Genomic DNA, 26,244 nt, shown 5'->3' with positions numbered 1-26,244 from the left:
GGTAGCCGGAAAACCCGGCTACCAGGGAAAACAGGCCACTTGACGTGGTCAGGTAATAACCGCTGAGGCGATGATCTGGCCAGACTGAACGGTTCAGCCGACCAGAACCGAATTGTTCAGCGTTTCCCTAAGTCTTAACACTAATGGTCAATGGCAGCCGTTCTCGCAAACGCGCATGCTCCTTCCACAACTTAGTTAACAGTTTTTACTAATCAGCAGGAACCATCATGCCAACAGCCATCTACCCCTGTCTCGAGACCAAGCGCGTCGTCATCACTGGCGGCGGCTCCGGGATCGGAGAGGGTTTGGTACGCGCCTTTGCCGAGCAGGGCGCCGAAGTCCATTTCCTCGACATTCTCGAAGAGGCCAGGGCCCTGGCCGAAGCGCTGGGTGACAACGTGCATTTCCACCACTGCGATCTTACCGACGCCGAGGCCCTGATCGGCACGCTCAATGCCATCGGCGAGGTCGACATACTGGTCAACAATGCCGCCAACGACGACCGCCACCGCCTCGAGGACGTCACCCCCGAATACTGGGACGACCGCATGGCGGTCAATTTGCGCCATCTGGTGCTGGCCGCCCGTGAAGTCGCCCCGGCGATGCGCCGTCGTGGCCAGGGCGTGATCGTCAATCTGGGCTCGATCAGCTGGCACCTCGGCCAGCCCGGCATGGTGCTTTACGAGACCGCCAAGGCCGGCATCGAAGGCCTGACGCGCGCGCTGGCCAGCGAACTGGGCAGCGACGGGATCCGTGTCAACTGCGTGATCCCCGGCAACGTCAAGACCGCGCGTCAATCGCGCTGGTATACCCCCGAAGACGAGGCACAGATCGTCGCCGAGCAGAAGCTCAAGGTACGCATCCACCCCCACCACGTCGCTGCCACGGTGCTGTTCCTCGCCTCGGACGCGGCAGCAGCCTGTACCGCTCATAACTACTGGGTCGACGCCGGCTGGCTCTGATCGCGAGCCGCTCCAGGACCTTCATCGACACGCCACCGGAGTTCAACAATGCCAATATCAAGTGCTTCACAACACCCCATCGTGGTTCTGCTCATCTGCTGCGTGGCCGCCATCGGCGGCTTTCTGTTCGGCTTCGATAGCGGGGTCATCAACGGCACCGTCGACGGCCTCCAGCAGGCTTTCCAGTCGGAGAGCGTCGGCACCGGCTTCAACGTCGCCTCGATGTTGCTTGGCTGCGCCGTCGGCGCCTTCTTCGCCGGGCGCCTGGCGGACAAATTCGGTCGCCGCACACTGCTGCTGGTCGCCGCCGTCTTCTTCATCGTCAGTGCCTGGGGCTCCGGCATTGCCGATGGATCGCTCGAATTCGTGATCTATCGGATCCTGGGCGGCCTGGCGGTGGGTGCAGCCAGTGTCATGTCACCGGCCTATATCAGCGAGATCGCCCCTTCTCATCTGCGCGGCCGACTGGCGACGATTCAGCAGGTGGCGATCATCGGCGGCCTGTTCTTCTCGTTTCTCAACAACTACATCCTCGCCAACGTCGCGGGTGGCTCCACGGCGCCATTGTGGTTCGGCTTCGAAGCCTGGCGCTGCATGTTCTGGATGGAGCTGATCCCCGCCGGGATATTCCTCATCGCGCTGCTGTTCATCCCGGAAAGCCCGCGCTTCCTGGTCAGTGCCGGTCATGACGACAAGGCGGAACGGGTTCTGCGCCTGGTCTACGACGAAGCCGGCACCCGCAAGCGCCTGGAAGACATCCGCACATCGCTGTCCAACCGTCACAAGCCGCGTCTGTCGGATCTGATCAACCCCGCTACCAGCAAGTTGCTGAAACTGGTCTGGATCGGCATCGGCCTGGCCGTGTTCCAGCAGTTGGTCGGGATCAATGTGGTGTTCTACTACGGCGCCGTGCTGTGGCAGGCGGTCGGTTTCTCCGAAAGCGATGCGTTGATGATCAACGTCATCAGCGGTGCCGTCAGCATCGCGGCCTGCCTGGTCACGATCGGCCTGATCGACCGCATCGGTCGCAAACCGCTGCTGTGGGCCGGTTCCGTCGGGATGACGATAACCCTAGCGATCCTGGTCTACGCGTTCTCCACCGCCGACATCGTCAATGGCAGCCTGGCGCTCTCCTCCGGTAACGGCGTTCTCGCCCTGCTCGCGGCCAACGTCTACGTCTTCTGCTTCAACGTGTCCTGGGGGCCGGTGATGTGGGTCATGCTGGGCGAGATGTTCCCCAACCAGGTACGCGGCTCGGGCCTGGCCGTCGCCGGCTTGTTCCAGTGGGTCGCCAACTTTGCCATCACCATGACCTTCCCGATCATGCTGGCATCGATCGGCCTTACCGGGGCTTACGGTTTCTACGCGATCTGCGCCCTGCTGTCGGTCATCTTCGTTGCCCGCTTCGTACGAGAAACCAACGGTCAGGAACTCGAGGAGATGGTTTACGAGTAAGCGTTCGCCAAATGGGGAACTGAACGCCACAATAACGTGGTACGCAACGAACAAGGCCCGCGTCAGATGGCGCGGGCCTCGTCGTTGCCGCTGAGCAGCGTCCCCCTTTCACCCTAACGGAAGGACGCCTTTGCCGTCATTTTGGGCTGAATGAGGGTAGGAAAAGCTATCGCTTTGCCGTCACCCCGCTGATATCTTGTCGCACCTCCTCAAGCCGAAAACGCCTCATTCAGCCACTTGATAAAATTACGTTTTTGCTTGAAATCGATGCGTAGTTGCATCAGGACTTCCGCGAAGATTTCATGCTGAGCCGGTGTTTCCAGCGTGTCGCGTAATTCTTTCAATAAGGCAATCCCCTGCTGATAGCCTTGGTTATTGGTCTTGCTCACTTCACTACGCACCAGACGCAAATATAGCGGCAAGCTCTCATCGGGGATTTTCAGCGCTTGCGCCAGGGCGTGTAATAAACCCGACGCCACTCGCCGCTGAGCACAGAGGGCCTGAGCCTCAGTCAGGCGACCCTCGTACAGATAGATTTCCAGCAAGCTATTTTCCGGCGCCGGCGCCCAAGCAAGGCGAGGCCCGGCAGTCTCACCGAGCCGCTCGGTCAGCCAGTCGATAGCAAGCTGGCGATAGTCGACGGGCAAGCCATGCGCTTCCGCCAGCTCCACCAGGTAGCAATAATCCTCAACCCGCTGCGTAAGTCGATATATCTCCCACTGCAGTTGCGCCGCTGCCTCGACGTCTTCCTGATGCAGACGTAGGCGAATTTCCAGCCGTTGGCGTTCGTTTTCCCAGCGGGGCCGGTCCTTCGACTCCACTTCGGCCGCGCGAGAAAGCCACTGCTCGACCTGATCCCAGCCGCCATGATCGATACACGCTCTCGCGGCGTCTAGGCAGTCCTTCTCGTCGTTAGCGGTTTTCTGATAAAGCGCCAGGATGGTGGATAAATCACCTGCAGCTTCGGCGCGCTTGAGCATGGGGTCGCGCAGCCGCAGGTAGCGGTACCGCTCCGACCAACTGGCATTCCTCGGCAGGTTCGGCAAGTCATCCCAGGCCCGCTGCAAGCAAGCGTGATAGGCTTCTAGCCCGGCCTGGCCCAGCACCTCGGCATAAGCGTCGGGGATCGGCGGAAACCTCTCACTGCGTTCGCCGAACGCCAGCTCATAAAGGTGCGCCGCCAATTTTTCGGCCGACCAATCGAGCCGCTGCACGGTCTCGACATGCAATGTCTGCAAATCCGCCTCGCAGTGGAGTCGAAAGCCGCCCGAATCATCAATGGTTTCCAGCGCCCGGTCCAGGCGCGACAGCGCATGATTCACCAGCATCAAGGCTTTATCAGCCGGCAACTGCGGCGCTTGCTCGACAAGCTGATCGACAACCGGCTCCGCCTTGGCGAAGTAGGCATGCACCTGCCCAAAACGAAACAGATCGCGGTTGACGGGAAATGCCGCCGTGATGCGTTTTTTCAGCGTCTTGTGATCCAGAACACCGAGTACCGCATCGGCGCGCATCGACCACTTTTGGTACAGCACCGGGTCACTCTCGATGAGTGACTCAAGCGCTTCGACCAGCGAGACCTTGTCCATCTGCTGTAGATAAGCATGCAGGCGATCCGAGACATCGCCTTCCGTCAGGCGCGTTTGCTCGGCCTGCTCCGCCCGATATGTCAAGGCAACCGCCACGCAATGCTTGCAGAAGTCGATGCCCTCCGAGGCCGGGCAATCGCATCCACCGTCCAGGCCACGCTTGCTCAGCTTCAGTGTCACGGTATAGCGCTCGCTGCCCTCCACATCGGCAGTGATGGTGGCCCCTTGCTTGATCCAACCGAGCACCATGCCCTGGCGGTAATAATCTAGACCCCGGCCAAACGCCGCCTCCCCGGCAAGCACGACCAGTTGCCGATCGGCCAGAAGCGCCGTTTCATCGTGTTGTGCCATCGCGATCCTGCCTTACTGTTATTGATATTGCTGTGTAAGGTGATGGCGCAAGCTGCGCGCTCAACCTGCCAGCCTGAACGCGATCTCGGCCACATGCTTGCCCTGGAAGCGGGCGATCGCCAGTTCGTTCTCGCTCGGGGTACGGCTGCCATCAGCGTTGGCCAGCGTCGTCGCGCCGTAGGGCGTGCCACCGGTGATCTCGTTCATGTTGGAGAGCTCGGGGCAGCTGTAGGGCACGCCGACGATGACCATGCCGTGGTGAAGCAGCGTGGTGTGAATCGAGGTCAACGTGGTTTCCTGCCCGCCGTGTTGCGTCGCGGTGGAGGCAAACGCGCTGCCGATCTTGCCGATCAACTTGCCCTGCGCCCAAGGGCCACCGGTCATGTCCCAGAAATTGCGCATCTGGGAGGCCATGTTGCCGAAACGGGTCGGCGTGCCGACGATGATCGCATCGTAGTCGGCCAGCGCCTCGGGCCCTTCGATCAGCGGCGCCTCCTGATCGGTCTTGTAGCCGGACTTGACCGCTACCTCCTCCGGCACCAGTTCGGGCACTCGGCGAAGATCGACCTGCGTACCATCGACGCCCCGGGCGCCTTCCGCCACGGCCTTGGCGAGGGTTTCGATATGGCCGTAGCTTGAGTAATACAACACCAGCACTTTGCTCATGGCATTTTCCTTGAAAGACAGGGCTTCCCTTGAAAGGCAGGGCTTCCCTTGAGAAGACAGGGTTTCGAGACGAAACATTTCCAAGGCTAGCCCGCGCGCCCAGCCGATGCCATGGCAACAATACTGCGTTTTTTGGTGGCGAAAGGCCGAAAAGATCGAACGCTCTGCGAACGCGCGATCATCGTGCCATCCGTCTGCCTCGGGCCGGCATTTGTTGCGGTAGCGGGCTAGCCGCTATTCTGTGCGCTCACTCACCCAACCGTGGTCCACGCTGGTGGATCGGAGCAAGCCATGACGACTTCCCGCGATCTCCTGGCCAACCTGGTCGGCTTCGATACCGTCTCCCGCCATTCGAATCTCGCGCTGATCGATTTCGTCGAGCACTATCTCGCCTCTCATCGGGTGCCGGCCCAGCGCATCACCAACGCCGATGGCAGCAAGGCCAACCTGCTCGCCCGCGTTGGCCCCGCGGTCGAAGGCGGTGTGGTGCTTTCCGGTCATACCGACGTGGTGCCGGTCGACGGCCAGCCGTGGCGCAGCGATCCGTTCACGCTGACCGACAGGCAGGATGGCCGACTCTATGGCCGCGGGAGCTGCGACATGAAAGGCTTCCTCGCCTGCGCCCTGGCCCGGGTGCCCGAGTGGCAGGCGCTGGACCTGAAGCGACCGATCTATCTGGCTTTCTCCTATGACGAGGAGATCGGCTGTCTCGGCGCGCCGGCGATGATCGAACGCCTGATGGCGGACGAGCCACTGCCCGGCGCGGTCATCATCGGCGAGCCCACCTCGATGCAGCCGGTGGTCGCGCAGAAAGGAATCACCACGATGCGCACCACGGTGACCGGCCGGGAGTCGCACTCGAGCCAGATCAACCAGGGCGTATCGGCGATTCACGTCGCAGCCAAACTGGTGACGCGGATCGAGGCGATCATGCAGGAGCTGGTCGACGAGGGCGCGCTGGAAAAGGTCTTCAACGTGCAGCACTCTAGCCTGCACGTGGGCCTGATCGAGGGCGGCACCGCGATCAACATCATGGCCCGCCACTGCCAGTTCGACTGGGAGATTCGTCACCTGCCCAGCGACGGATTCGAGGCGGTCTTCGCCCGCTTCGACCGCTACGCCAGGGCACTGGAAGCCGAGCTCCAGCAGCGGGTGCCGGATGTTCGTATCGTCACCGAGCAGCTCGTCGACACGGTGCCGGCGCTGGCCGATCGCGACAACGCCCCCACCATCGAGCTCTGCCGCGAGCTGCTCGACGACCCGAACGTCGACACCGGCGGCGTTGCCTACGCCACCGAAGGCGGCCAGTTCCAGCGCGCCGGCCTGCCGACCATCGTCTGCGGCCCAGGCAGCATCGAACAGGCCCACCAGCCGGACGAGTACATCGACATCAGCCAGCTCGAAGCCGGCGACCGCTTCATGCAACGACTGGGCAAGCGAATGGCGCGTTGAGCACCGTCGCTACTCTATTCCTTTAGCTACCGGGACGAATCATGCATACCCCTGTTCTCGCCGTTCGCCGCACTGCCCTGGTCGCGGTCTATGGCACCTTGAAGCGCAGATTGCGCAACCATCACTGGCTCGACGGCGCCGAGTTCGTTGGCACCGATATCCTCACCAGCGTCACGCTCTACGACATCGGCCCCTATCCGGGCGCCAGGGCCGAGCCCTCACGAGGCGTGGAGATCGAAGTCTTCCGCGTCGATGCGGCTGGTCTGAAAAGGCTGGATTACCTGGAGGATTACCGGGTAAGACGGCCGAAGTCCGGCACTTACGATCGCGCCGTGCATGACACCGCCTTCGGCCCCGCCTGGGTCTATCTCTACAACCGGGACGTGACCGGCTGCCCGGTGATTCGCCAGGGAGGCTGGCCGGCCGTGGCGTGAGGCCACGCTTGCTCAGGCGTCGAAGAACACCCGCAGCACGTGATCCATGTGCACTTCCATCGCTCTTCGCGCCGCATCGGGGTCGTGGTTTTCGATCGCCGTCAGGATGCGCTCGTGATCGTCCTGTGACTGGCGCGGCATGTCGGTTTCCATGAACAGCTCCTGGAGACGTCGGAACATCTTGCCGTACTGGTGACCGAGCAGGTGCTTGATGGTCATGGCGTAGGCGGCGTTGCCCGAGGCCTCGGCAATACGAATGTGCAGCAGCCGGTCGCCGGCCTGGTTTCTTCCACCGTGGCGATTGTCCTCGACATTGCGCGCGTAGGCGGCACGCATCGCGGCGAGATCGTCGTCGCTGGCATTGATCGCCGCCAACGCCGCCGTTTCCGGTTCCAGGTAACGGCGTGCCTGCAGCAATGAGAACGGCGGGATCTCCTGATCCAGATCGAGCTCGATCTCGCTGGCGAACTCCGGGTCGAGCCCCCACTCCTCCTGGCGCCGGGCCGCGCTCATCACCGAGCTGCCCACCTCGTCGTCGCGCGCCAGCACCAGCACGCCATGGCCGACACGAACCTCCACCTGGCCCACCACCTCCAGCGCGATCAGCGCTTCGCGCACCGACGCCCGGCTGACTCCCAGCTGCTGCGCCAGGTCCCGTTCCGGCGGTAACAGCGAACCGGGGGGAAACTCCCCCTGACGGATCAGCACCAGCAACTGGTCGGCAATCTGGCGATAGAGCCGCTGTGCACGAATGGTCTGGATCGGCATCTATCGATCTCCCGGTTTCATGAGCAAGACGAATTAGACATTGGTCGCAATTTCCAACGTTTTTACCGGCTTGGCCGAGGCTATTAGACGTTTGGCGATTTGCGGGCCGTTTCCACAAAGGATAATACTCGGACCAAAGGTCAGGCCTTTAGACATTAGAACCAACCCTGCCCTAGGAAGCAAAAAACTCGGAATCCAAACCGCCTTCAGGAGCCATCGGCCATGCGACTCGCCAACAAGACCGCGTTGATTACCGCCGCCGGCCAGGGTATCGGCCGAGCCACCGTCGAGCGATTTCTGGCCGAAGGTGCCCAGGTCATCGCCACCGACATCGATGCGGCCAAGCTGGAGGGGCTGGCGGGGGCTCAGTGCCATGCGCTCGATGTCACCGACGCGGAAGCCGTGCGGAGTCTGATCGAGTCGCTGCCGCCGCTGGACGTACTGTTCAATTGCGCCGGCACGGTGCCGAGCGGTTCGATCCTCGAATGCGAAGATGCCCAATGGGCCTTCGCCCAGCGGCTCAATGTGGACTCGATGTTCTACACCATTCGCGCTGCGCTGCCGGCAATGCTCGACAATGGCGGCGGCAGCATCATCAACATGTCGTCGCTGGCCTCCAGCGTGAAAGGCGTGGTCAACCGCTTTGCCTACGGCACCACCAAGGCTGCCGTCGTCGGGCTGACCAAATCCGTCGCCGCCGACTACATGACCCGCGGCATCCGCTGCAACGCGATCTGCCCAGGCACGGTCGACTCCCCCTCCCTGCGCGAACGGGTCGCCGAGCAGGCGCGCCAGCAGGGCCGCACCACCGACGAGGTCTTCGCCGAATTCATTGCCCGCCAGCCCATGGGCCGCCTGGGCAAGGTGGAGGAGATCGCGGCACTGGCGACGCATCTGGCCAGCGACGAATCCTCGTTCATCACCGGTACGGTGCAGTTGATCGACGGGGGCTGGTCGAATTGATGAGGGCACCTACAAACTACTGCGCTAGCCCATGCGGCGTTGGAATCCAGCTAAAACTGCTCATTTACAGACTCGTAAACTGCGCATTTTCGCTGGATTCCGCCTTGCCTGGCCTTCGCTCGCAACGTTTGTAGATACCCTCATTACGAATCATCCCATTTTTTACGTATAAGGAACTCCGCATGAAACTGCTACGCCACGGCCCCAAGGGTCAGGAAAAGCCCGGTATCGTCGATGCCAACGGCACTGTTCGCGATCTGTCCGGCAAGATCGATGACATCGCCGGCGACGTACTCTCCGATGCGGGTCTGGCGCAACTGGCGCAAATCGATACCGCCAGCCTGCCGGAAGTCGCCGCGGGTACGCGTCTCGGCCCCTGCGTCGGCCGCGTCGGCAAGTTCATCTGCATCGGCCTGAACTACTCCGACCACGCCGCGGAAACCGGCGCCGAGGTGCCCGCCGAGCCGGTGATCTTCAACAAGTGGACCAGCGCCATCTGTGGCCCCAACGACGACGTGGAGATCCCCCGCGGCTCGGAGAAGACCGACTGGGAAGTCGAGCTCGGCGTGATCATCGGCAAGGGCGGGCGCTATATCGACGAAGCGGACGCCATGAACCATGTCGCCGGCTTCTGCGTGGTCAACGACGTCTCCGAACGCGAATACCAGCTCGAACGCTGCGGCACCTGGGACAAGGGCAAGGGATGCGACACCTTCGGCCCGCTCGGCCCGTGGCTCGTCACCCGCGACGAGATCGCCGATCCGCAGAATCTTTCGATGTGGCTCGAAGTCGACGGCAAGCGCTATCAGGACGGCTCGACCCAGACCATGGTGTTCCAGGTGCCGCATCTGGTCGCCTACCTCAGCCGCTTCATGAGCCTGCAGCCGGGCGACGTGATCTCCACCGGTACCCCGCCGGGCGTCGGCATGGGCCAGAACCCCAAGGTCTTCCTCAAACCGGGCCAGACCATGCGTCTGGGGATCGAAGGGCTCGGCGAGCAGCAGCAGCGCTGCGTCGAGAGCTGATGGACTAGAACTGGACGCCCCCCTCCGCCGGTCATGCCGGAGGGGGCGGTGGGCCAATATTGGCCTGACCATTGGGCCTATAGGTCAACTTTAAGATCGCCATTCTTGGGAGCGCATACATGCAAGTCGTCGTCTGTTCGAACCCGAACGAGATGGCCGTCATCGACCGGCCGGTGCCCGATTGTGCGCCTGGCGAGGCCTTGGTAGCGATCCGCCGTGTCGGCATCTGCGGTACCGACATCCACGCCTTCGGCGGCAACCAGCCCTATTTCGTCTATCCCCGCGTGCTGGGCCACGAGCTCAGTGGCGAGGTGGTTTCCGCCGCCGACGGTGTCGATTCCGGCCTCGTCGGCCAGGCGGTCTACGTCATTCCCTATCTGCACTGCGGCGAATGCCGGGCCTGCCGTCAGGGCCGTACCAACTGCTGTCAGCGTCTCGAAGTGGTCGGCGTGCATCGCGATGGCGGCATGGCGGAGTATCTGAACGTGCCCGCCTCGCACTTGATCCCGGTGACGTCGCTGCCGCCGGAGCAGCTGGCCCTGGTCGAATGCCAGGCGATCGGCGCCCACGCCGTCCGGCGTGGGCAGGTCGAGAAAGGCGAACTGGTCGTGGTGGTGGGTGCCGGGCCGATCGGCATCGGCGTGCTGCAGGTCGCCAGGAGTCGCGGCGCGCGGGTGGCGATGATCGATACCAATCGCGACCGCCTGGCCCTGTGCCGCGATGAACTCGGCGCGGACGCCGTCTGGCATGCCGTCGAAGACGACGTGATTGCGGAGATCGAAGCGATGAACGATGGCGCCCTGGCCGACGTGGTGTTCGATGCCACCGGCAATCCCAAGGCGATGAATCGCGGCTTCGATTTCGTCGGGCACGGCGGGCGCTACGTCCTGGTCAGCGTGGTCAAGGCCGATATCACCTTCAGCGATCCGGATTTCCACAAGAAGGAACTGACGCTGATGGGCAGCCGCAACGCCACGCGGGAAGACTTTGAAACCGTCACCCGCCTGATGGCCAGAGGCGACATTCTCACCGAGCCGCTGATCACCCACCGGGGGCGACTCGAGGAACTGCCGACCTTGATGCCCCAGTGGTGCGCGCCCGGCAGTGGCGTGATCAAGGCAATGGTGACGCTCGAAAGCGCGGGCCACGACAGCGCAGCGGAGCATCAAGCATGAATGACACCATCGGCACCGACAGCCCGGCTCGCATCACCCTGCGCATCCACCCACGCGACAACGTGGCGGTGGCGCTGACCGACCTGCCCGCCGGTCGCCAGGTCGTCATCGACGACCACGCCGTCACGCTCGCCGACAACGTCCGCCACAAGCACAAGTTCACGCTCGCGGCGCTGTCGCCGGGCGATATCGTCACCATGTACGGCGTGACCGTGGGCAAGGCGACGCGTGACATCCCCGAGGGCGGCGTGATCACCGTGGACAACGTCGCCCACGCCACGGAAAGCGACGAGGTCCGCCCCGGCAGCAAGTCGTGGACGCCGCCGGACGTGACGCGCTTCCAGGGCACGACCTTCGACGGTTTCCATCGCCCGGATGGTGGCGTCGGCACGGCCAACGTGTGGCTGGTGATTCCGCTGGTGTTCTGCGAGAACCGCAACATCGAGGTGCTGCGCCAGTGTGTCGCCGATGCGCTGGGCGATGACCCTTATCGTGACTACAAGCGCATGGCGCGCCAAATGCTGAGCGGCCAGAGCGACACGCCGGAGAGCGCCGATTCGTTCGACGCCACCGCGCCCAGACGTTTCCCCAACGTCGACGGCGTGCGCTTTCTGACCCATACCCTGGGCTGCGGCGGCACCGACGACGATGCCGAAGCGCTGTGCCAGTTGCTGGCCGGCTATATCTGCCATCCCAACGTGGCCGGCGCGACGGTACTGAGTCTCGGCTGTCAGAAGGCGCAGATTCAGATGCTCAAGGCGGCGGTGGCCAAACGCGATCCGCAACGGTTGCGCACGGTGGACTATTTCGACCAGCAGTCCTCACCCAGCGAAGAAGCGCTGATTCGCAACGCCCTACAGTCGATCTTCGACGGTCTGGCAGCCGCCGACCGAATCCCGCGCCAACCGGCGCCGCTGGCCAAGCTCACGCTCGGCGTCGAGTGTGGCGGCTCCGACGGCTTTTCCGGCATCTCCGCCAACCCGCTGGTCGGCGCCGTGGTTGATCGCCTGGTCGCCCTCGGCGGCAGCGGCATTCTCAGCGAGTTTCCGGAACTGTGCGGGGTCGAGCACGAACTGGTCGCCCGCTGTACCGACGCCGCGGTCGCCGAACGTTTCCGCGATCTGATGCAGGCCTACCAGCGCCATGCCGCCGCGGTGGGGGCCGATTTCGCCATGAACCCGTCTCCGGGCAACATTCGCGACGGTTTGATCACCGATGCGATGAAATCCGCCGGTGCGGCCAAGAAAGGCGGCGACGGGCCGGTAGTCGACGTGCTCGATTACACCGAGCCGCACCGTCGCCCCGGTCTCAGCCTGCTCTGCTCGCCGGGCAACGACGTCGAATCGACCACCGCGCTGGCCGGCTCCGGCGCCAACCTGATCGTGTTCACCACCGGTCTCGGCACGCCCACCGGCAACCCGGTGACGCCAGTGCTCAAGATCGCCAGCAACAGCGAACTGGCGACCCGCATGCGCGACATCATCGATTTCGACGCCGGCCCCATCGTGCGCGGCGAACGCGGCATCGACGAGCTGGCCGAGGAGCTGCTGGCGCTGTGCATCGAGGTCGCGTCGGGACGCCATCGCTCGCATGCCCAGCGTCTCTCACAGCACGACTTCATTCCCTGGAAGCGCGGGGTGTCTCTATGAGCGCTTCGACACGGCTCTCGACGAGCGCGTCCGATTACCGCGACGCCGGTATCGTCCAGTTCGGCACCGGACGCTTCCTGCTCGCCCATGTCGATGCCCTGGTATCCGAATCGCTGGAGAAGGGAGACAGCGATGAGCGCATTCTGGTGGTGCAGAGCTCGACCCGCGAGGAAGGCAAGCGCAAGGCGCGCTTGCTCGCCGAGCAGCGCCGCTATCCCGTGCGGATTCGCGGTCGGCGCGACGGCGAAACGATTGATCGCAAGCAGACCGTCGACAGCGTCGCCGGCTGCCTGATCGCCGCCGAACAGTGGGACGTGCTCAAGCGACACGTGGTCGAGCACGCCCGCATCATCGTCTCCAACACCGCCGACAACGGCTACGACATTGGAGACGACTCGAGTCTCGCGACAGTGCCGGCGAGCTTTCCCGGCAAGCTGACCCACCTGTTGCGGGCCCGCTTCGAAGCCGGTAACGATGGCCTGACGATCCTGCCCTGCGAGCTGATCGAGCAGAACGCCCGGCAGTTGAAGTCGCTGGTGACGACAATGGCCCGCCGCGACGGCGAGGCGACAGCCGATAACGCGGCGTTTCTCGACTGGCTGGACAACCGCTGCGTATGGGCCGACACGCTGGTCGACCGCATCGTCTCGGCGCCGCTCGAACCGCTCGGTGCCATCGCCGAACCCTATGCGCTCTGGGCCATTGCCCGCCAGCCGGGCATGGCGATCCCCTGCGTGCATCCGGATGTCGAGATCGTCGACGACCTGACCCCGCAGGCGATGTGCAAGCTGCACATTCTCAACCTGGCCCATACCTATCTGGTCGACCGATGGCAGCAAGCCGGTCGCCCGGTCGAGTTCGTGCGCGAGGCGATGGAGTGCGCCGCGCTGGTCGATCCGCTGCGTGCCACCCTCGAAGAGGAGGTGCTGCCGACGCTCGCCGCCGAACTGCCCATGAACCAGCTGGAGCCGTATCTGGCGGTAACGATGGAACGGTTCGCCAACCCCTTCCTCGATCACCGCCTCGACGATATCGCCCAGCATCACGCCGCCAAACTGCAGCGACGCCTGCAGCCGGTGGTGGATAAAGCACGCCTCCAAGGGCGCGCCACGCCCAGGCTCGACGAGGCGTTGAGCTGATGGCGACAACACGAAGCATCCAAGACGACAACATCCGGAGCACGCCAATGATCACCCAACGATTCTTCCGCTTCACCGCTTCACTCACCCTGGCCGGTCTGAGCACGCTCGCGCTCACGGGCATGGCCCAGGCTGCGACCGAAATCCGCGTCGCCTACGGCAATCAGCCCGGCGAGCCGGTCGATGTCGCGGTCAAGGAGTGGGCGAAAAGCGTCGAGAAAGCCAGCGACGGCGAGCTGACGCTGAAAGCCTTCCCCGCCAGCCAGCTCGGCGGCGAGACCGAAGTGATGGAGCAGGCGCGCTTCGGCTCGCCGCTGATCACCATTACCGCCTACTCCAACTTCATGAGTTCGGTGCCGGATCTGGCGGTACTGGACGCGCCGTATCTCTCCGACGATTTCGACAGCAAGCTCAAGGTCTTCGAGTCCGACTGGTTCGCCGAGCAGGAAAAGAAGGTCGAGGAATCCGGCTATCACATCGTGATTCCCAATTCCGTCTACGGGGTGCGCCACCTGCTTTCGCGAGAAGCGGTCTCGACGCCGGAGGATCTGGCCGGGGTCAAGGTGCGGGTGCAGAACTCGCCGATGTACGTCGCCGCAATCAAGGCAATGGGCGCGGTGCCCACGCCGATGTCGCTGGGCGATGTCTATCCGGCGCTGGCCCAGGGTTTGGTCGACGGCGTCGAGAACCCGCTGCCGGTGCTGTATGGCGGCAAGTTCTACGAGGTAGTGAAGAATCTCAATCTCACCGCCCACATGCATACGGTCGCGCCGTTCGTCACCGGTGAAGCGTTCTGGCAACAGCTGAGCCCGGAAGACCAGAAGATCCTCACCGAGACCGGTCAGGAGATGGCCAAGAACCTGCGCAGCCTGGTCGAGAAGGAGACCGACAAATCGCTTCAGCAGTTGAAGGATGCCGGCGTCCAGGTGCACGAGGTGGATACCGCCCCGTTCCGCGAGCGTGCCCAGCAGGAAGTCCCGGCGGCATTCCCGCAGTGGAGCGACGGGCTGTATCAGCAGGTCAGCGATATCATCAACGGCTGACAAAATCGCCGGGAGCGATTCTGGACATCGCACAGCGATGGTCCGAAAGGCGACCGTCAGGAATGGCGGTCGCAATCTCGAATCTTGCGCGGACTCGGCGTCCCCAGCGAATCGAGGCGTTGCGCGGGACTATCGACCCTCCTTTGTTTAACGCTGCGAAGTGAGCTGTTGCTCACGTCGTTAGGAGTTGAATATTCATGCAAACGTTTTTCAAGGCGCTCGACCGCCTGATGCGACTCGATGAGGTGATCGCCAGCCTGGCGCTGTTCGGGCTGTTCGTGGTCGCCATCGCCAACGTCTTCATGCGCTACCTGTTCTCGTCGCCGCTGGCCTGGAGCGAGGAGATCCTGCAGCTGTTGATGGTGTGGGCGACATTCCTCGGCGCCAGCGCACTGGTACGGCGCAACGAGCACGTGCTGATCGGCCTGCTCAACGACAGGTTGCCGGCAGCCGTTGCGCACTGGAACACGCGCATTTTCAACATCGGCATTGTCATGCTTTGCGCGGTGGCGATGCTTTTCTGGGGGCTGGAACTGCTGCCCTTCTCGCGTTTCCGCAGCACGCCGATGCTGCAGATCCCCTACTACTGGATTCACGTATCAATCCCCATCAGCGCAGCGCTGATGCTCTATCACAGTCTGGTGCGCCTGATCACCAATGACCGATTGATTGCCGACGAACGGGAACTGGCTCCGCCGCAAGCCACCCGTGACGTCGTTACCGCCAAGGAGTGATATCGATGGCCGTTGGAATCGCGCTCGCCGCGCTCTTCATCCTGTTCTGCCTGGGCACGCCGGTGGCCTTCGCGCTGTTTGCGTCGAGTCTGACCTACTTCCTCGTCGGTGCGGATCAGCCCATGGTAATGCTGATCCAGCGCCTCGCCGGCGGGCTGGAGTCCATTTCACTGCTGGCCATTCCGTTCTTCATCATGGCCGGGGTGTTCATGAACCACTCCGGCATCACCGAACGGCTGCTGACGCTGGCCGAACTGATGACCCGTCGAATGCACGGCGGTCTGGCGCAGGCCAACGTACTGTTGAGTACCTTCATGGGCGGTCTTTCCGGCTCCAACATCGCCGATGCCGCCATGAACGCCAAACTGCTGGTGCCGAGCATGACGGCTGCCGGCTACCCCAAGGCGTTCTCGAGCGCGATCACGGCCTCGTCGTCGCTGATCACGTCGACCATCCCGCCGGGGATCGCGCTGATCGTCTACGGCTACGTCAACAACGTCTCGATCGGGCGGCTGTTTCTGGCCGGTGTCGTGCCGGGCGTGCTGATGGCGGTCGCGATGATGGTACTGGTGTCGATCCAGTGTCGCCGCCTCGGCTATCAGAAGCCGCGCCGCGAACGTGTCACTCGTCACGAATGGATCAGCGTGACCCGCGCCGGGATCATCGCGCTGCTGCTGCCGGTGGTCGTCATCGGCGGCATCCGCGTCGGCATCTTCACGCCCACCGAAGCAGGCGCGATGGCCGTACTCTATGCGCTGATCGTCGGGCTGTTCGTGTATCGGCAGATGGGGCTGGGCAGCGTTGCGCTGGCGACGCGGGAGTCGCTGATGGCGTCGGTCAACGTGCTGTTCATCATCGCGGTCGCCTCGGGCTTCGCTCGCGTGCTGACCTGGGAGCAGATTCCCCAGCAGATCGCGCTGATGCTCTCCTCGGGCGTCGGCAGCGCGGTGGCGTTTCTACTGATCGCCAACGTCCTGCTGCTGGTTCTCGGCATGTTTCTGGAGGGCAACGCGATTCTGATCGTGCTCTCGCCGTTGCTGGCTCCCGTGGCGGCCCAGTTCGGTATCGACCCGGTGCACTTCGGTATCGTGTTCATCCTCAACGCCTCGATCGGCACCATTACGCCACCCCTGGGCACGGTGATGTTCACGACCTGCAGCATCACCGGCGTCTCGATCGGCGCCTTCATTCGCGCCATCGCGCCCTACTGGCTGCTGCTGGTCGCCCTGCTGCTGGTGGTGACCTTCGTACCGGCGATCTCGCTGGCGTTACCCAACTGGGTGTTCTGACCCGGGAGCGTGCCCTGAACGCAAGCCTCCGAGTACGACCATGGCCGTATGTCGGCCTTTCCCGGTCGCGCGTTCGACGGCCGGACAGGTAAGATGAAGTCGAAACAGCCAATGTTGACCATACGGCTCAACCCACATCGAAGGCCGGGATTCGACTGACGTGAAGGACACCTCGACAACGCGTTCCCCACGCCGGCCCAGCGTCGCTGAAGCGCTGGTCAGGGAGATCTTCGCCGGCCATTACCAGCCCGGCGAATTCGTGCCCAAGGAGATCGACCTCTGCGAGCAGTTCGCGCTCAACCGCTCGGCGGTGCGCAGCGATCTGCGCCAGTTGGTCGACGCCGGCATCATCGAGCGTATCTCCGGTTACGGCTCCCGCGTTCGGGATTATGCCGAGTGGAACATTCTCGACCCGCAGGTCACCGAGTGGATGGTGCGTTTCGCCACACCCAACCCGGGTATTCAGCGCGAGATCCTGACCTTCCGGCTCGACGTCGAGCCCTATGTGGCGATGACGGCGGCCAAGCGCGCCACGGCGAGGGATCTCGTGGCGATCGAAGAAGCCTTCGAAGGCATGGGCCGTGACTTCCACAACCCCGAATCGGCCAACCGCGGGAGGCTTCACAGCGACCACGACGTCGCCTTCCACGTAGCCATCTTCAAGGCGACCCACAACATCGTCTGGAAGCAGCTATCGCACATCCTGAAGCCCTCGATTCATCTACTGGTGGAGACCTCCAACGTCAGCGCCAGCGATCCTGAGCAGAGCCTGGAGCGCCACCGCCACTTGATGGAGTGCATTCGAACCCGGCGGCCCCGCGAGGCCTTCTTCGCCTCGGTGGCGGTTTTGCAGGGAACGGCCGACGCGCTGGGGATGGAGATGCCGGAGACCTTGCTGGGCGAAGTGCCGGCAGCCGTCGAGCGCTGAGCGCCGTCCTCGCGTGCCGGCAGCGCGATACCCAAGGAGCGCGGAAACTCGCATGCCTGCGATGCCCGCCTCGATCTCGTCAGAGGAGAACCAACATGGATTTCGGTATCAACGGCCGCTGGGCCATCGTCTGCGCCGCCAGCCAGGGACTGGGCAAGGGTTGCGCCGTTGCCTTGGCCAGGGAAGGGGTCAATCTGGTCATCAACTCGCGCCGGCAGGAGACGCTGGACGCCGTCGCCGAGGAGCTGCGCGCACTCGATCCGGCGATCGAAGTGCGTACAGTTGCCGGTGACATCGGCGATCCGGCCATCCGAGAGGCGGTGCTAAGCGCGCCGCCCCAGGTCGATATCCTGGTCAACAACAACGGTGGCCCGCCTCCCGGCGATTTCCGAGACTGGGAGCGGGACGACTGGATCGCGGCGCTGGACGCCAACATGCTGGCGCCCATTGCGTTGATTCAGGCCTGCGTCGATGGCATGGCCGAGCGCGGCTTCGGCCGGATCGTCAATATCACCTCGTCGGCGGTGAAAGCCCCGATCGACGTGCTCGGGCTCTCCAACGGTGCCCGCAGCGGCCTGACCGGATTCGTCGCCGGCACCGCTCGCCAGTCGAGACTGGCCAGCCGCAACGTCACCATCAACAACCTGATGCCGGGCGCCTTCGACACCCAGCGGCTGAGGGGCGGCATCGACAAGGCCGCCAGCAAGAGCGGCCGCACGCATGACGAGGTGGCACAAACGCGTCTGGACGCGATTCCCGCCCGCCGCTTCGGCAACCCCGAGGAGTTCGGCGAGGTCTGCGCCTTCCTCTGCAGCCGCCAGGCCGCCTACATGACCGGCCAGAACATCCTGCTCGACGGCGGCGCCTATCCAGGAACTTTTTAAGGCGCCCGAGACTGCGCCTCTATCTAAGACGCCCGAGACCGCGCCTCAATCTCGGTCGAGGCGCCCCGAGCCGCGCCTCTGTCCATCGCGCTCCGAGGCTAGCGCCGCCTTCTATAGCGCCCAATGCTGACCTTCGCTCGTAGCTCGTAGCTCGTAGCTCGTAGCTCGTAGCTCGTAGCTCGTAGCTCGTAGCTCGTAGCTCGTAGCTCGTAGCTCGTAGCTCGTAGCTCGTAGCTCGTAGCTCGTAGCTCGTCAGTGATTATCTCGTGGCAAGTCCCAGGCAATCGCCCGGTACTTGGTCGCCGGCGCCAGGGTCATGCCGCGGTCGAGCTGTTCGACCATCGAACGCTGGATCTCCTGCCACGGGGTCTGGTGGTCGCGATACGGGTAGCCGCCGCTGGCTTCGAGCTTGGCGCGTCGCGCTGCCAGCTCCTCGTCGTCGATCAGCAGATTGGCCTCGCCCCGCTTGAGATCGATACGGATCCGGTCGCCGGTTTCGAGTAGCGCCAGGCCGCCGCCCGTCGCCGCTTCCGGCGAGGCGTTGAGAATCGAGGGCGAGCCGGAGGTTCCCGACTGGCGTCCGTCGCCCAGGCACGGCAGCGATTCGATGCCCTGCTTGATCAGCGCTTCCGGCGGCTGCATGTTGACCACCTCGGCGCCCCCGGGATGCCCCACCGGGCCGGCACCGCGCATCACCAGGATGGTGTTCTCGTCGATCTCGAGCGCCGGGTCGTCGATGCGCGCATGGTAGTCCTCGGAGCCGTCGAACACCGCGACCTTGCCTTCGAACGCTTCCGGATCGTCCGGATTGGAAAGAAAGCGGCGCCGGAAGTCTTCCGAGATGACGCTGGTCTTCATCAGCGCGGAATCGAACAGATTGCCCTTGAGATTGAGAAAGCCCGCCGATTCGACCAGCGGCTTGCCGTAGCGCAGGATGACGTCTTCGTCCTGAGTTTCCTGGCCGAAGCAGTTGGCATGCAGCGTCTGACCGTTGACCGTCAGCGCGGCGCCATGAAGTCGTCCTGCCGCCAACAGTTCATGAACCACCGCCGGGACTCCACCCGCCCGGTAGAACTCCTCGCCGAGATAGGCACCGGCCGGCATCACGTTCGCCAGCAGCGGCACGTCGTGACCCAGCCGCTGCCAGTCGTCGTTGGTCAGCTCGATTCCTGCGTGACGGGCGATCGCGTTGATGTGAACGGGGGCATTGCTCGAGCCGCCCAGTGCCGAACAGACGACGATGGCGTTCTCGAACGCTTCACGCGTCAGGATGTCGCTCGGACGCAGGTCTTCCCACACCATCTCGACGATGCGCGCCCCGGTGGCGTAGGCGACCATCGGTCGCTCCTTGTAGGGGGCGGGAATCATCGCCGAGCCGGGCAGACTCATGCCCAGCGCCTCGGCCATGGAGTTCATGGTCGACGCCGTGCCCATGGTGTTGCAGTGCCCCACAGAGGGCGCGGAATCGGCGATGCGGGCTAGAAACTCGGGATAGTCGATCTCGCCGGTGGCGAGACGCTTGCGCAGCTCCCACACGATGGTGCCGGAGCCGACGCGCTCCTTGCCGCGCCAGCCGTTGAGCATCGGCCCGCCGGAGAGCACGATCGCCGGGATGTCCGCCGTGGCGGCGGCCATCAGACAGGCCGGCGTGGTCTTGTCGCAGCCGGTGGTCAGCAGCACGCCGTCGAGCGGATAGCCGTGAAGCACCTCGACCAGACCGAGATAGGCGAGATTGCGATCCAGCGCGGCGGTGGGCCGGCGTACGTTCTCGTGAATCGGATGCAGCGGAAATTCGAACGGGACGCCGCCCGCCGCGCGGATACCCGCCTTGACCCGCTCCACCAGCTGGATGTGATGGCGGTTGCACGGCGTGAGATCGGAGCCGGACTGGGCGATACCGATGATCGGCTTGCCGGAAGAGAGCTCTTCCAGGGTGATGCCGTAGTTCATGTAACGCTCGAGGCACAGCGCCGTGGTGCCGGCGTGGTCAGGATTATCGAACCACCAGCGTGAACGGAGTTGATCGGGGGTTCGGCGGGGACGTTCGGTCATGATCGGGGCTCTCACAAACTTGTCACTGACTTGGCCGACGGGCCAGCGGCGTAAACGATCGCTGGCCCGGCCGGTGCTGAAGCATTGGTGCGTTGGGTCGGCGAACGCTTATAGCGCTTTTGCGGCCGCGTAGCCAAAATCCTCTTCGCTCCCGAGCGTGTTGCGCAGCGGGCGACCCAGTGCCGGCAGGTCGATCTCGTAGCGATCGCCCGGCTCGACCACGACCTTGTCGGCGAAGCTCAGTGTCGCGGTGCCGAAGAAATGGACATGAACGTCGCCGGGACGGCGGAAGTTGCGATACTTGAAGTGGTGATGCTCGAGGTTCGCCAGGCTGTGAGCCATGTTGCCCTCGCCGGTCAAAAACGGCTTCTCCCATAGCGTGCGACCGTCGCGCACGATGCGGCTGGTGCCTTCCAGGTTCTCCGGCAGCTCGCCGATGAAGAGCTCCGGGCCGAAACTGCAGGCGCGCAGCTTGGAGTGCGCCAGCCACAGGTAGTTGAAGCGCTCGGTGACGTGATCCGAGAATTCGTTGCCGATGGCGTAACCGACGCGCCAGGGCGTGCCGTCCTGGCCGACGACATAAAGCCCGGCCAGCTCCGGCTCCTCGCCAGCATCCTGGGCGAACGCCGGGGACGGGATGTCGGTTTCCGGCGCCACCACGCAGTCGCCATCCCCCTTGTAGAACCATTCCGGCTGCGGCCCGACTTCCCCCGCCTTCGGCTTGCCGGCCTCGATGCCCATGCGGAACATGCGCATGGAGTCGGTGAGTTCACTTTCCTCGACCCTGTCAGGCGAGGACATAGCGGCAGCGTGCATCGCCGAACGGGTATCGGCGCTGCCGAGATGCGTCAGCCCCGTTCCCGTGACCAGGCAGTGCGCCGGATCCGAATGCGTCAATGGCGGCAGCAGGCGACGCTCGGCGACGATCTGCGCGTAGTCGAGACGCTTCTCGGTTAGCGCCGATTCGACTACCGCGGTCAGCGGCTTGCCCTCGTCGATGGCGCGTTTGGCCAGACCGTAGACGCCCTCGTCGGCGTCGACGACCTGGACCTCCCGTTCATCGATGACCATCGCCACGGTCAGTTGGTCGTCGTTCAGGCACTGTATCAGGCGCATCGTTCTTCTCCTCCATCGCTCATCGGTCATTGCCACCACGACGTCTCGACCACCCTGGCGGGACGTCTCGAATCTCATCCGGCTGGCCACCCGGCCCGGCGTCGGCGCCTCGTGACGCAACGGCCGCCGTTTATCACCTGACGCCTATGTTGAACATATGAAAAATAAGTACAACATAGACTTTCGGAGCAAATACCTCCGAAGCGAACCGGCGTAATCTAGCGGTGAAGGTCATTGTTCGGCACGAAGGGTTTCTCCACGATTTGCCTGACGATATTGATTAGCCAGAATAAAACTGCCTTCATCCGATCCGTTTTCAGCATGTCGCGTCACCAGAAAGGCATGGCCATGGTTTCGCAGTTATACCAATGTCTAGCCAATACGCATATTGCACTCAATGGTCATAAACCATAGCTTCATTGAGCGAAATGCAGGTTCATAACCACACAAAATATCCCCGCCGAGGAACATGCCATGAAGACGTCAATAACCAGAAGTCATCTCGCAGGATTGCTTGGATTGTCGTTACTGCTGCCGCTGCCGGCAATGGCCGACTATCCCGAGAAGCCGATTACGTTGATCGTTCCCTGGGCGGCCGGCGGGGGCACCGACGCGACCGCTCGAACCATCGCTGCCGCGCTGGAAGAGGAGCTGGGTCAGACGGTCAATGTGGTCAACCGAACCGGCGGGAGTGGCGTGGTCGGACATACCGCCATGGCCATGGCCAAGCCGGATGGCTATACGCTCGGTCTGATCACCGGCGAGATCAACATGATGCACTGGCAGGGACTGACGCAGCTCACCTACCAGGACTACACGCCGATCGCCCAGATCAACTACGACTACGCCGGCATCCAGGTCGCCGCCGACGGCCCGTTCGACTCGGTCGAATCGCTGGTCGAACAGGTCAAGAACGAGCCTGCCCGAACCTATACCGCTTCCGGTACCGGACAGGGTGGCGTCTGGCATCTGGCCTTCGCCGGCTTCCTGCTGGATCAGGGAATGGAGGCCGATCGCGTCTCGTGGATACCCAGCCAGGGCTCGGCCCCGGCGATGACCGAAATGGCAGCCGGCAGTATCGATATCGTCCCGAGCTCGGTCCCCGAAGGGCGCTCGATGATCGATGCTGGCAAGGCCAGGAGCCTGGCGATCATGGCGCCGGAGCGGCTCGACAGCTTCCCCGACGTCCCGACTTTGAAGGAAGCGATCGGCAGCGACTACGCCATCGGCGAATGGCGCGGCATCGCCGGTCCCAAGGGGATGGATCCGGCCGTCGTCGAGACCCTCGAGAAAGCGGTCGAAGCTGCCTACAACAGCGACACCTACCAGAACTTCATGGCCAAGCAGGGCTTCGGCACTGAATGGCGGGGCGCGGACGATTTCGGCAAGCTCATGGCCGAACAGGACGAGCGCTTCGGCAAGATCGTCGAACAGGTAGGTCTGGCCAAGTGATCCGACGACCCGACCGGGAGACGACCTCATGAGAGATTTCCTGCTCGGACTGGCGTTCATGATCGGCGGCGGCGTGGTCATTGCCGTCGCCCAGACCTATCCGACCATGCCGGCGCTGCAGTTCGGCCCGTCACTGTTCCCCTCGCTGATCGGCGGGGGAATGGTGGTCGGCGGGCTGCTGCTGGCACTGACTCGGGTGGGTCAACTCAGGAACGCGCTCGCCGGTCCTCGCGCGGGTCCACACACCCTGGCGACGCGCTACGATTACCGCGGCCTGTTGATCTCGCTGCTGCCCTGCGTGCTGATCGTGTTCTACATCCTGGCCAGTGAATTTCTGGGCGCGCCGCTGTGTATGGCGGTGAGCATGCTGGTCCTGATGCTGATGCGTGGCGCCAGGCTATGGCTTGCGCTGATCGTCTCGATCATCGTCGCCGTGGCAATCTATGTGCTGTTCTCGCGCTACCTGCTGATCCCGCTGCCGGAAGGCACCCTTTTCTCCCAAACCCTTCCCTTCGCCTGGTGACTGCTCATGGACGCTTTTCTGCAAGGCCTGGCAATGGTGTTCAACCTCCAGACGATGCTGGTCATCGTCGCGGCGGCCGTTTTCGGGCTCTTCGTCGGTGCCATACCCGGCTTGACCGCTACCATGGCGGTGGCACTGCTGGTGCCGATCACGTTCTATATGGATGCCACCCCGGCCATCGCCGCGATCGTGGCGACGTCGGCGATGGCGATTTTCGCCGGTGATATCCCCGGCACCTATCTCAACATTCCCGGCACGCCGGCATCGGCGGCCTACGTCGGTGAATCCTATCGACTCGCGCAGAAGGGGCGCGCCCGCGAAACGCTGGGCACCAACCTGGTCTGTTCGGTCATTGGCGGGCTGTTCGGCACGATGGTGCTGGTGTTCGTGTCACCCTCGCTGGCCGAAATGGCGCTCAATTTCAGCTCCTTCGAATACTTCTGGCTGGCGCTGCTGGGCCTGAGCAGCTCGATCTTCATCGCCATCGGATCCCGGGTCAAAGCCTTCCTGTCGCTGACGGTGGGCCTGCTGCTGTCGACCGTGGGGCTGGACATGATGAGCGGTGCGCCCCGCTTCACCTTCGGCGTTCCCGACCTGATGGCCGGGATCAACTTCATCCCGGTGATGATCGGCATGTTCGCGCTGAACGAGATCATGATGTTCTACGGCTCGCGGGTCGAGGAACGCCATGTCCCGGTGACAGCGAAGGACAGCGTCTTCCTCAAGGCGCCGGGGCACATCAAGACCTACTGGCGTAACGTCCTGCGTGGCAGCTCCCTCGGTACGCTGATCGGCGCGCTACCCGGTGCCGGAGCGGACATCGCCGCCTGGATCGCCTACGCACTGGGCAAGAGCCGCTCCAAGGAGAAGGAAAAATACGGCACGGGCCATATCGAGGGTATCGTCGACGCCAGCTCCGCCAACAACTCCGGCATCAGCGGCGCTTGGGTCCCGGCGCTGGTGTTCGGCATCCCCGGCGACACCATTACCGCCATCGTCATCGGCGTGCTCTACATGAAGGGCATGAACCCCGGCCCGACGATCTTCATGAATGGCGGCGGTCAGGTCTATGCGCTGTTCACGGTGTTCTTCGTCGCCAACCTGATCATGCTGCCCATCGGCTATCTCGCCATCCGCGCCTCGAAGGTGTTCATCCTGACACCGCGCAAGATCCTGATGCCGGTCATCCTGAGCTTCTGCATCGTCGGCGCCTTCGCCATCAACAACTCGATCACCGATATCTGGATCATGCTGATCATCGGACTGGTGGCCTTCGTGCTCGCCCGCAACGACTTCCCGATGGCCCCCGCCATTCTCGGACTGGTGCTCGGCAGTACCCTGGAGAACAGCTTCATGAGCTCGATGCTGAAATCCAACGGCGACCTGCTAGCCTTCTTCGAGCGGCCGATCAGCGCCGCGCTGGGCGCGCTGGTCATCCTGATATGGCTGTTGCCTTCACTGATCCGCCTGTTCCGCCGCTGGCGTAGCACGCCACAACCCAGCCACAAGCCGAGGTCCTCATGACCCGATATGATGCCGCCGCCCTGCATTCGACGCTGGTTACCCTGTTCGAGGAAAACGGCGTAAGCCCGGAGGTGGCGGAAACCACCGCACGCATTCTGGTCGAGGGGGACCTGCTCGGCCATCACACCCATGGGGTGAAGCTGGCCAACGGCTACCTCAAGGATCTCAAGGCGGGCCATGCCTGCGGCGATCACGAACGGCTCGAAATCCAGCAGAACAGCCCGGTCGCGGCGCTGTTCGACGGCCACTACCTGCTGGGGCCGTACCTCGTCCAGCGTGCGCTGGACCACTGCCGCGAGGCGGCCACCACCTTCGGCATCGGCATGGTCAGCCTCAAGCGCTCGCATCACATCGCCTGCCTGGCGGCGTACCTGCAGCCGTTGGTCGAGGCCAACCTGGTGCCGCTGATCCTGACCTCGGACCCGGCGGTCGCCTCCGTCGCCCCTTATGGTGGGCTGGATCGCGTCTACACGCCGAACCCATTGGCGATCGGCATTCCGGGGCGCGAGCAGCCGATGCTGATCGACGTCAGCATGTCGACCATCACGAACGGCACCGTGGGCAAGACCCGCGCGGCCGGCGAAAAACTCGACCATCCGGCGATCCTGACCGGCCAAGGCGAGATCAGCGACGACCCCGAGGACTACTTCGCCTCGCCCGAAGGGAGCATTCTGCCGCTGGGGGAACTCGCCTTCGGCCACAAGGGCTTCGCGCTGGGGCTGATGGTCGAAGCGCTGACCTCCGCCCTGTCCGGTTTCGGCCGCAAGGACGCCCCCGAGGGCTGGGGCGCTTCGGTGATGGTGATGGTGATCGATCCGGCCCGCTTCGGCGGCACCGAGTCGTTTCTCGACGAGACCGATCATGTCGCCAGACGCTGCCTCGACAGCCGGCCGCGCGACCCCGCCAGGCCGGTGCGTCTGCCCGGTCAGTCCGGCCTGGCCCGGCGCCGGGACTATCTCGACAACGGCATTCCCCTGCCCTCGGACGTGGTCGAGGCCATGCGCGATGCCGTGGCAGACTCATCCCTGGCCGGCAGGACAGCCTTCGGCTAACAAGCACACATCCCTTTCG

At 63.6% G+C, this 26,244-nt stretch carries 23 protein-coding genes; 18 read left to right on the top strand and 5 right to left on the bottom strand.

Annotated features, from left to right (window positions below):
* Window positions 1-227 precede the first annotated feature (227 nt).
* Entirely contained in the window at window positions 228-962 is a 735-nt protein-coding gene (locus R3F72_RS13035) for an SDR family NAD(P)-dependent oxidoreductase (protein WP_087718022.1), read from the top strand.
* Window positions 963-1,010: 48 nt separating this feature from the next.
* Window positions 1,011-2,417: a sugar porter family MFS transporter gene (locus R3F72_RS13030; protein WP_332779848.1), complete on the top strand. Its 1,407-nt coding sequence runs from the start codon at window positions 1,011-1,013 to the stop codon at window positions 2,415-2,417.
* 209 nt (window positions 2,418-2,626) lie between these two features.
* On the opposite strand, the gene R3F72_RS13025 is transcribed toward R3F72_RS13030, so the two are convergent.
* Both R3F72_RS13025 and wrbA read right to left on the bottom strand, forming a co-directional pair.
* Window positions 2,627-4,357, bottom strand: a complete 1,731-nt coding sequence (locus tag R3F72_RS13025; RefSeq protein ID WP_087718023.1) for an SWIM zinc finger family protein — start codon at window positions 4,355-4,357, stop codon at window positions 2,627-2,629.
* 60 nt (window positions 4,358-4,417) lie between these two features.
* On the bottom strand, window positions 4,418-5,023 hold the full coding sequence (gene wrbA, locus R3F72_RS13020; RefSeq protein WP_087718024.1) for an NAD(P)H:quinone oxidoreductase: 606 nt from the start codon (window positions 5,021-5,023) through the stop codon (window positions 4,418-4,420).
* A 291-nt stretch (window positions 5,024-5,314) separates the two neighbouring features.
* On the opposite strand from wrbA, the gene argE reads away from it, so the two are divergent.
* Together argE and R3F72_RS13010 are read left to right on the top strand one after the other, a co-directional pair.
* Complete coding sequence (argE, locus tag R3F72_RS13015; protein WP_087718025.1) at window positions 5,315-6,475, top strand: acetylornithine deacetylase; 1,161 nt, start codon at window positions 5,315-5,317, stop codon at window positions 6,473-6,475.
* Window positions 6,476-6,516: 41 nt separating this feature from the next.
* Window positions 6,517-6,909 carry a gamma-glutamylcyclotransferase family protein gene (locus R3F72_RS13010; protein WP_332779847.1) on the top strand — a complete coding sequence of 131 codons (393 nt, stop codon included), beginning with the start codon at window positions 6,517-6,519 and terminating at the stop codon, window positions 6,907-6,909.
* 12 nt (window positions 6,910-6,921) lie between these two features.
* On the opposite strand, the gene R3F72_RS13005 is transcribed toward R3F72_RS13010, so the two are convergent.
* The gene (locus R3F72_RS13005; protein WP_332779846.1) at window positions 6,922-7,677 is read right to left on the bottom strand and encodes a FadR/GntR family transcriptional regulator; all 756 of its coding nucleotides are present in this window, start codon (window positions 7,675-7,677) and stop codon (window positions 6,922-6,924) included.
* Between the two features lie 222 nt (window positions 7,678-7,899).
* Between R3F72_RS13005 and R3F72_RS13000 the strand changes: the two genes are divergently transcribed.
* From R3F72_RS13000 to R3F72_RS12955, 10 genes are all read left to right on the top strand, one after another.
* Window positions 7,900-8,640 carry an SDR family oxidoreductase gene (locus R3F72_RS13000; protein ID WP_087718032.1) on the top strand — a complete coding sequence of 247 codons (741 nt, stop codon included), beginning with the start codon at window positions 7,900-7,902 and terminating at the stop codon, window positions 8,638-8,640.
* A 182-nt stretch (window positions 8,641-8,822) separates the two neighbouring features.
* Window positions 8,823-9,665 (top strand): fumarylacetoacetate hydrolase family protein, encoded by an 843-nt coding sequence (locus tag R3F72_RS12995; RefSeq protein ID WP_332779845.1) that lies wholly within the window; start codon window positions 8,823-8,825, stop codon window positions 9,663-9,665.
* A gap of 119 nt (window positions 9,666-9,784) precedes the next feature.
* Entirely contained in the window at window positions 9,785-10,840 is a 1,056-nt protein-coding gene (locus R3F72_RS12990; protein ID WP_332779844.1) for a zinc-binding alcohol dehydrogenase family protein, read from the top strand.
* On the top strand, window positions 10,837-12,489 hold the full coding sequence (locus R3F72_RS12985) for a UxaA family hydrolase (protein WP_332779843.1): 1,653 nt from the start codon (window positions 10,837-10,839) through the stop codon (window positions 12,487-12,489). The genes R3F72_RS12990 and R3F72_RS12985 overlap by 4 nt, the downstream gene beginning before the upstream one ends.
* Window positions 12,486-13,628 (top strand): mannitol dehydrogenase, encoded by a 1,143-nt coding sequence (locus tag R3F72_RS12980; protein ID WP_332779842.1) that lies wholly within the window; start codon window positions 12,486-12,488, stop codon window positions 13,626-13,628. The genes R3F72_RS12985 and R3F72_RS12980 overlap by 4 nt, the downstream gene beginning before the upstream one ends.
* A gap of 47 nt (window positions 13,629-13,675) precedes the next feature.
* The gene (locus R3F72_RS12975; RefSeq protein ID WP_087718037.1) at window positions 13,676-14,671 is read left to right on the top strand and encodes a C4-dicarboxylate TRAP transporter substrate-binding protein; all 996 of its coding nucleotides are present in this window, start codon (window positions 13,676-13,678) and stop codon (window positions 14,669-14,671) included.
* A 197-nt stretch (window positions 14,672-14,868) separates the two neighbouring features.
* Window positions 14,869-15,405: a TRAP transporter small permease gene (locus R3F72_RS12970; RefSeq protein ID WP_087718038.1), complete on the top strand. Its 537-nt coding sequence runs from the start codon at window positions 14,869-14,871 to the stop codon at window positions 15,403-15,405.
* 5 nt (window positions 15,406-15,410) lie between these two features.
* Window positions 15,411-16,694 (top strand): TRAP transporter large permease, encoded by a 1,284-nt coding sequence (locus R3F72_RS12965; protein WP_087718039.1) that lies wholly within the window; start codon window positions 15,411-15,413, stop codon window positions 16,692-16,694.
* A gap of 160 nt (window positions 16,695-16,854) precedes the next feature.
* Window positions 16,855-17,622, top strand: coding sequence for a FadR/GntR family transcriptional regulator (locus R3F72_RS12960; RefSeq protein WP_087718040.1), 768 nt, complete (start codon window positions 16,855-16,857; stop codon window positions 17,620-17,622).
* A 95-nt stretch (window positions 17,623-17,717) separates the two neighbouring features.
* Window positions 17,718-18,506: an SDR family oxidoreductase gene (locus R3F72_RS12955; RefSeq protein ID WP_087718041.1), complete on the top strand. Its 789-nt coding sequence runs from the start codon at window positions 17,718-17,720 to the stop codon at window positions 18,504-18,506.
* A 252-nt stretch (window positions 18,507-18,758) separates the two neighbouring features.
* Here R3F72_RS12955 and R3F72_RS12950 read toward each other — a convergent pair whose 3' ends face one another.
* Both R3F72_RS12950 and araD1 read right to left on the bottom strand, forming a co-directional pair.
* A complete protein-coding gene (locus R3F72_RS12950) occupies window positions 18,759-20,558 on the bottom strand; it encodes an IlvD/Edd family dehydratase (protein WP_087718043.1) in 1,800 nt (599 codons plus the stop codon).
* A 108-nt stretch (window positions 20,559-20,666) separates the two neighbouring features.
* The gene (araD1, locus tag R3F72_RS12945) at window positions 20,667-21,674 is read right to left on the bottom strand and encodes an AraD1 family protein (RefSeq protein ID WP_332779841.1); all 1,008 of its coding nucleotides are present in this window, start codon (window positions 21,672-21,674) and stop codon (window positions 20,667-20,669) included.
* A 546-nt stretch (window positions 21,675-22,220) separates the two neighbouring features.
* Here araD1 and R3F72_RS12940 point away from each other — a divergent pair.
* From R3F72_RS12940 to R3F72_RS12925, 4 genes are read left to right on the top strand one after another with little or no spacing between them, the layout of a single operon-like run.
* Complete coding sequence (locus tag R3F72_RS12940; RefSeq protein ID WP_303855570.1) at window positions 22,221-23,126, top strand: tripartite tricarboxylate transporter substrate binding protein; 906 nt, start codon at window positions 22,221-22,223, stop codon at window positions 23,124-23,126.
* Between the two features lie 28 nt (window positions 23,127-23,154).
* Window positions 23,155-23,649 (top strand): tripartite tricarboxylate transporter TctB family protein, encoded by a 495-nt coding sequence (locus R3F72_RS12935; protein WP_087718046.1) that lies wholly within the window; start codon window positions 23,155-23,157, stop codon window positions 23,647-23,649.
* 6 nt (window positions 23,650-23,655) lie between these two features.
* Complete coding sequence (locus R3F72_RS12930) at window positions 23,656-25,173, top strand: tripartite tricarboxylate transporter permease (RefSeq protein WP_087718047.1); 1,518 nt, start codon at window positions 23,656-23,658, stop codon at window positions 25,171-25,173.
* Window positions 25,170-26,225 carry an Ldh family oxidoreductase gene (locus R3F72_RS12925; RefSeq protein WP_332779840.1) on the top strand — a complete coding sequence of 352 codons (1,056 nt, stop codon included), beginning with the start codon at window positions 25,170-25,172 and terminating at the stop codon, window positions 26,223-26,225. The genes R3F72_RS12930 and R3F72_RS12925 overlap by 4 nt, the downstream gene beginning before the upstream one ends.
* The last annotated feature ends 19 nt before the right edge of the window (window positions 26,226-26,244 follow it).

Origin of the sequence: Salinicola sp. 4072 (assembly GCF_036663415.1) — a bacterium.
GTDB lineage: Bacteria > Pseudomonadota > Gammaproteobacteria > Pseudomonadales > Halomonadaceae > Salinicola > Salinicola salarius_A.
This window is presented reverse-complemented; position numbering and strand designations above follow the sequence as displayed.